Origin of the sequence: Intrasporangium sp., from assembly GCF_035688975.1 — a bacterium.
GTDB lineage: Bacteria > Actinomycetota > Actinomycetes > Actinomycetales > Dermatophilaceae > CALMNV01.
On sequence record NZ_DASSMH010000040.1, the window covers coordinates 1 to 6,605 of the forward strand.

Consider the following 6,605-nt stretch of genomic DNA (forward strand, 5'->3'; position numbering starts at 1 on the left):
GGGCACACCATCGGGGCCGGGGGAGCGACCCGCCCCTGCGCCACCTCGCACGCCGGCACCGCCGCGCCGGCGCTGACGTCGCAGAAGAGGTTGCCCGTCGGGCTGCGGAAGGTGCCCCTGACGGCGGGGTCGACGACGGCCCTGGCCAGCCGCCCCTGGGCCTCCGCGAAGGTGCGGGGCGCGCCGACGGGCGAGCCCGCGGACAGCTGGTAGGGCAGCGTGCGCGGGCCCGAGCCCGTCGGCGTGGCCCCCACCGTGGGGACGGAGCTCGGGGTGGCCGCGGCCGGGGTCCCGGCGTCGGGCGCGGCCACGGTCACGGTCACCGGGGTCAGCGGGGCGTCGCCCGAGCCGCACCCCCCGAGGGCGGCGAGCCCGGCGAGTGCCACGAGCCCGGGTCGGAGCAGCTGCATGGTCGTCGAGTGTGGCACGGACTCCCCGAGGCGCGTCCAGCCCCGGCGCCTGGGTGACCTAGGCTGGAACGGTGTCCAGACGCCTGCTCTCCCCGCGGGGACTGGGCCTGCTCGCCCTGCTGGCTGTCGTGGTTGCGGCGTGCACGCTGCTCGGCCTGTGGCAGCTCGGCGTGGCGCATGACGAGGGCCGGCGCGAGTCCATCGCCGCCGCGGCGAGCCTGCCACGCAGGCCGCTCTCGGAGGTCACGGCTCCCCACTCGCCCTTTGCGGCGGAGCTGTCCAACCGCGCGGTCACGGTGACCGGCACGTATGCCGCGAAGGGTCAGTTCGTGGTCGTCGGCCGGCGGCTCGGCACTCATGAGGGGTCCTGGGTCGTCACTCCACTCGTCACCGACACCGGCGGGACCGTCGCAGTCCTGCGCGGCTTCGTCGACGGCGCGCCCGCGACGGCGCCGACCCCGCCGACGGGGCGGGTCGAGGTGGCCGGCACCCTCGGGCCGAGCGAGTCGCCCCGCGGCGGCGCTGATTCCCTTCCGCCGGGGCAGCGGCGCTCGCTCGACCTCGCCTCGCTCGTCAACGAGTGGCCCGGCGAGCTCTACAACGTCGTCGTCCTCGCGTCCGCGGAGTCCTCGCTGGTCCCGACCGGTGTCGCCTCCGTGTCGGCGGGCGCCCTGACCCGGGTCCCGCCGCCGGACCCCGGCCAGTCGCTCAACCTGCGCAACGCGGCATACGCCGTGCAGTGGTGGGTCTTCGGTATTTTCGCGATCTGGATGTGGTGGAAGATGATGCGAGTCCAGCCACCGACCCGGTCCGAGCCGTTGGTCCCCAAGGAAGAGGCGCACGCGTGAGCACGTATCCGACCAGCCTGGCCAAGCCGAAGCAGATCCGCTCGGCCCTGACCTTCTACCGGGTCATGGCGATCGTCGCGGGCCTCGCCCTCTTCGTCCTCATCGCGGCGATGGTGGTCAAGTACGGCCCGCCCAAGAGCCCCGGTTTCTCGCAGGTGTGGAGCCCCATCCACGGGGTGATCTACATGGCGTATGCCGTGTCCATCGCCAACCTCGGCATCAAGTCGGCCTGGACTCCGCAGCGGATCGTGCTGCACCTGCTGACCGGCTTCGTGCCGCTCCTGCCGTGGCTCGCCGAGCGGCGCGTCACGGCGGAGACCCGGGCCCTGCTGCACCGCGCCTACGTCGCCGACCCCGGCCCGGCCGGCGCCCGCCCGGCCTGACACCCACGACCCCGCGTCACTACGTCACTGTTGCAGAAAGTGGAGCAGTGACGTAGGGGGCGGCGGGGCAGTGCCCGGTGCCTACGTCACTGTTGCAGAAAGTGGAGCAGTGACGTAGGGGGGCGGGACGACGGGTGCGCGGGGCGGCGTCCCGCGGCGGATAGAGTTGGCCGGTGAACGAGCCGCACCCCACCGACTTGCAGGCGCATCCCGTCCTCGTCGTCGACTACGGAGCGCAGTACGCCCAGCTCATCGCTCGCCGGGTCAGAGAGGCACGCGTCTACTCCGAGGTGGTGCCGCACACCACGCCCGTGGCGGACCTCCTCGCGAGGAAGCCGGCCGCCGTCATCCTCTCGGGCGGTCCCGCCTCGGTGTATGCCGAGGGCGCGCCGACGCTCGACCCGTCGCTGCTCGACGCCGGTGTCCCCGTGTTCGGGATGTGCTACGGCTTCCAGGCGATGGCCCAGGCGCTCGGTGGCACCGTCTCGCACACGGGCTCCCGCGAGTATGGCAAGACGGAGGCGGCGATCGACGCGGGCGGCTCGACGCTCTTCGCCGGCCAGCCCCGCGACCAGGTCGTGTGGATGTCGCACGGCGACTCCGTCACCGTCGCACCTGAGGGCTGCCGCGTCACCGCCTCGACCGCGGGCACGCCGGTCGCGGCCTTCGAGGACGACGAGCGCCGCCTCTACGGCGTGCAGTGGCACCCCGAGGTGCTGCACTCCGCCCAGGGCCAGCGGGTGCTGGAGAACTTCCTCTGGAAGGGCGCCGGCATCCCGCCCGAGTGGACCCCGGCCAACGTCGTCGACGAGCTCGTCGAGGCGATCCGCGAGCGGGTGGGCGACTCCAGGGTGCTCTGCGCGCTCTCGGGTGGCGTCGACTCCTCCGTGGCGGCCGCCCTCGTGCAGAAGGCGGTCGGGGACCAGCTCACCTGCGTCTTCGTCGACCACGGGCTGCTGCGCGAGGGTGAGGCCGAGCAGGTCGAGCAGGACTTCGTCGCCGCGACCGGCGTCGACCTCGTCGTCGTCGACGCGCGCGAGCAGTTCCTCGCCGCCCTCGCCGGCGTGACCGACCCGGAGGCGAAGCGCAAGATCATCGGCACGCAGTTCATCCGCGTCTTCGAGCAGGCGGCCCGCGACGTCGTCGGCTCAGGGGCACGCGAGGGCCACCCCGTCGAGTTCCTCGTGCAGGGCACCCTCTACCCCGACGTTGTCGAGTCCGGCGGCGGTGAGGGCGCGGCCAACATCAAGTCGCACCACAACGTCGGCGGCCTGCCCGACGACCTGCAGTTCAAGCTCGTCGAGCCACTGCGCACCCTCTTCAAGGACGAGGTGCGCCAGGTCGGCCTCGAGCTCGGGGTGCCCGAGGTCATCGTGTGGCGCCAGCCCTTCCCGGGGCCGGGCCTCGGCATCCGGATCATCGGCGAGGTGACGGCCGAGCGGCTCGACCTGCTGCGCCGGGCTGACGCCATCGCCCGCGAGGAGCTGACCCGCGCCGGGCTCGACCGCCACATCTGGCAGTGCCCGGTCGTCCTGCTCGCCGACGTGCGCTCGGTCGGCGTCCAGGGCGACGGCCGCACCTACGGCCACCCCGTCGTACTGCGGCCGGTGGCCTCCGAGGACGCGATGACGGCCGACTGGGCGCGGGTGCCCTACGACGTCCTGGCGCGGATCTCGACCCGGATCACCAACGAGGTGGCCGAGGTCAACCGGGTCGTCCTCGACGTCACGAGCAAGCCGCCCGGCACCATCGAATGGGAGTGATCGAATGGGAGTGACCTGCGCGCCGCAGTGAGACGCGCCTTCCACCGGCCGGACCGCGGTCCCAGCGCCGGGCTGGGACCGCGGCGACTCGGTCGGGGTCACACCCCGGGCTCAGCGGCCGCTCGCCCCGATGAAGAAGCCCGCGTTGACGGTCCCGTCGCTCTTGGCGGGGTTGAGCAGCACCGCGGGAGCCAGGCAGCGCATGGGGAGCATGACGTGCGCGCGGATCCTCGCGTCGCCGGCCATGCTGAACGGCACGGCCTTGGTCGTGGCCACCACCGCGCCGTTGCACGCGACGCTCGCGGCCAGCATGGGGACGGGGTTCTTGTGCAGGGTGGGCACGATCAGGCCCTCCACCTCGACCCGGAGGCTCCCGTCGCCGTCCAGCCGCACGTCGCCCTCCTCGATGACCCAGGGCAGGGAGCCCGGCTGGACCATGAACAGGTCGTGGTCGTCCGGCATGCTCGCGCCCACGGAGGAGCGCAGCAGCGGCGACTCGCCGCCGCCGTCGTCGGCGGAGGCGGTCGTCGTGGCGAGGGTGCTGAGGCCGATGAGGGCGCCTGCGACAAACGACGCGGAGCGGGAGACACGAAGCATGGCAGCTCTTTTCGTCGGAAGAGGTGGGGGGAGTTCCCGCAGACGGAGACGCCGCCAGTCGGGGGAGGGTTCACGGCATACGGCCACTAGGGTTGGGCGCATGTGTGGCATCGCGGGCTATTTCGGGTTCGAGGCGGACGAGGCGCTGCTCGCCCGGATGAACGACTGCCAGCAGCACCGCGGGCCCGACGGTCAGGGCACCTTCACCGAAGACCTCGTCGGGCTCGCGCACCGGCGCCTGTCCATCATCGACGTCGCGCACGGCCAGCAGCCGATGGCGACGGCTGACGGCCGCTACACGCTGTCCTACAACGGCGAGGTCTACAACTACCTCGACCTGCGCGCCGAGCTCGAGGCGGCCGGGCGGGTCTTCACCACCGACTCCGACACCGAGGTCGTCCTGCAGGCGTTCGCCGAGTGGGGCAACGACGCCTTCGACCGCTTCAACGGCATGTTCGGTCTCGCGATCTGGGACCGGCAGACCCGGACCCTCACGCTCGCCCGCGACCACTTCGGCATCAAGCCGCTCTACGTATGCCGGGTGCCCGGTCCGGGCGAGGCAGGTGAGGCAGTGCTCTTCGCCAGCGAGATCAAGCCGATCCTCGCCAGCGGTCACTACGACAAGAAGCCCAACGACCGCTCGATCTACCGCTACCTGCGCTTCCGCATCCACGAGGACGGCCGGGAGACCTTCTTCGACGGCATCGAGCGGCTCGAGCCGGGCGAGCTCATGACGGTCTCGGCCGACGGCGTCGACCGGCGGCCCTTCACCCGCCTCCGGCAGGAGCTGGCCGAGCTGGCCACGCAGCAGCGGCCCTACGACGCCGCCGCCGCCGCCGAGTACAAGGCGCGGCTCGTCGAGGCCGTGCGGCTGCGCCTGCAGTCCGAGGTGCCGGTCGGCACGTCCCTGTCCGGTGGCCTCGACTCGTCCGCCGTCGCGGTCGTCATCAACCGGCTGATCAACGAGGGCGACAAGACCACGGAGTCGGTCGGCACGCAGCAGAACACCTTCTCCGCCGTCTTCCCCGGGTCGATCAACGACGAGGAGAGGTACGTCGACGACGTCCTCGAGATCTGCAAGGGGCACGTGGCCGCGCACAAGATCCGGCCCACCGCCGACGAGTTCAAGGCCGACCTGCGCGACTTCGTCCGCACGCAGGAGGAGCCGCTCATCTCCTCGGGCCCCTACGCCCAGTTTCAGGTCATGCGCGAGGCGACCAAGCACGTGACCGTCCTGCTCGACGGCCAGGGAGCCGACGAGATGATGGCCGGCTACATCCCCTACTACTTCGTCTACCTGCGCCAGCTGCGTGCCGAGGGCGCGCGGAAGGCGGCCGCCGAGCTGGCGAGGTCGCTCGACGTGATCTACCGCCTGGGCCGCTTCAAGCTCAAGGCGAAGCTGCGCGGGCGCAAGGACGTCCCGACGACCCAGCTCCTCGCACCGGCGTTCACGGCGGCATACGCCGGGGAGCGCTACACCGTGGAGGGCAGCAACCTCAAGAAGCGGCTCATCGAGGACCTCTTCGTCGGGTCGCTGCCGTCGCTGCTGCGCTACGAGGACAAGAACACGATGCGCTTCTCGCTCGAGGGCCGCGTGCCGTTCCTCGACAAGGAGGTCGTGAAGTTCGTCTTCAGCCTCTCCGACGAGGCGATCATCAAGGACGGCTGGAACAAGCGGGTCCTGCGCGACGCGACGCGCGAGCTGCTCCCCGAGTCGATCAACCGGCGCCGCAACAAGATCGGCTTCACGACGCCGCAGGGGGAGTGGTTTCTCCGGCTCAAGAACCACTTCTACGGCATCTTCCTCTCGGAGTCCTTCGCGAACCGGCCCTACTTCAACCAGACCGAGGTGGTGCACGCCTTCGAGGGGTGGATCAAGGGCACGAACGACGTCGACTCGATGACGTTCTGGCGGCTGATCAACCTCGAGCTGTGGCTGCAGGAGTACTTCGACGAGAAGCCGGCGGAGGCGCAGGCGCCGCGGGTCAAGACGGACTACGAGCCCAACGCCCGCAAGGAGCTCGACCTCGTGCTGCCCTCGGGCGAGGTCGTGCGGCGCTACCCGCTGCGCACCGAGCTCTACGCCCGCGAGGACGACCTCGACGCCAAGACCCTCGGCTACCTCGACCGCTTCTTCGCCGGCCTGCCCTCCGCGGGGCCGGAGCACGAGACGGCGACCCGGGGCCGGTGGTACTTCTTCATCTCGGAGAAGATCGTGGCCATCACCCAGGGCCGGTCCTACTTCCTCTGGGACATCAAGGTGGGCCGCCCCGCCCGCATCCTGTCCCGCTACGTCACCCGCACCCCGGCCGGCATCGGGCTCGGCTCGCCGTTCACGATGCAGCTCGCCATCGAGGAGGCCGGCCTCGGCCGCGTCCTCTACGCCTCGGCCGGCGGCGCCATCGGCAAGCTCATCGGCAGGCGCGGCCTCTTCTACGACCTCGTCGGCGGCGACATCCGCGCCATCGACGGACCCACGGAGTACTCGGTCTACCCGGCCAACGTCTCGGCCAAGCTCGCGCCCAAGGACCCCGACGCGGTGGCCGCGCGGCTGTCCGCGGCCATCCGCGAGCGGGTGCCGGCGGCCTACCGAGACACCTTCGG

Annotated in this window: 5 protein-coding genes and 1 pseudogene; 4 read left to right on the forward strand and 2 right to left on the reverse strand. The window is 71.5% G+C overall.

What is annotated here, in order from left to right:
- A pseudogene (locus VFJ94_RS04035) lies at positions 1-410 on the reverse strand (hypothetical protein); the annotation flags it as partial.
- A gap of 71 nt (positions 411-481) precedes the next feature.
- On the opposite strand from VFJ94_RS04035, the gene VFJ94_RS04040 reads away from it, so the two are divergent.
- The 3 genes from VFJ94_RS04040 (at position 482) to guaA (ending at position 3,404) form a co-directional block, all read left to right on the forward strand.
- Positions 482-1,258, forward strand: coding sequence for an SURF1 family protein (locus VFJ94_RS04040; RefSeq protein ID WP_325002906.1), 777 nt, complete (start codon positions 482-484; stop codon positions 1,256-1,258).
- Positions 1,255-1,641, forward strand: a complete 387-nt coding sequence (locus tag VFJ94_RS04045) for a DUF3817 domain-containing protein (protein ID WP_325002907.1) — start codon at positions 1,255-1,257, stop codon at positions 1,639-1,641. The genes VFJ94_RS04040 and VFJ94_RS04045 overlap by 4 nt, the downstream gene beginning before the upstream one ends.
- Before the next feature lie 173 nt (positions 1,642-1,814).
- Positions 1,815-3,404 carry a glutamine-hydrolyzing GMP synthase gene (guaA, locus tag VFJ94_RS04050; protein WP_325002908.1) on the forward strand — a complete coding sequence of 530 codons (1,590 nt, stop codon included), beginning with the start codon at positions 1,815-1,817 and terminating at the stop codon, positions 3,402-3,404.
- Positions 3,405-3,515: 111 nt separating this feature from the next.
- Here the strand turns inward: guaA and VFJ94_RS04055 are convergent, their stop codons facing one another.
- The gene (locus VFJ94_RS04055) at positions 3,516-4,001 is read right to left on the reverse strand and encodes a hypothetical protein (RefSeq protein WP_325002909.1); all 486 of its coding nucleotides are present in this window, start codon (positions 3,999-4,001) and stop codon (positions 3,516-3,518) included.
- 100 nt (positions 4,002-4,101) lie between these two features.
- Here VFJ94_RS04055 and asnB point away from each other — a divergent pair.
- Positions 4,102-6,605: asparagine synthase (glutamine-hydrolyzing) (asnB, locus tag VFJ94_RS04060; RefSeq protein WP_325002910.1), on the forward strand; the 2,504-nt coding region annotated here is incomplete at its 3' end.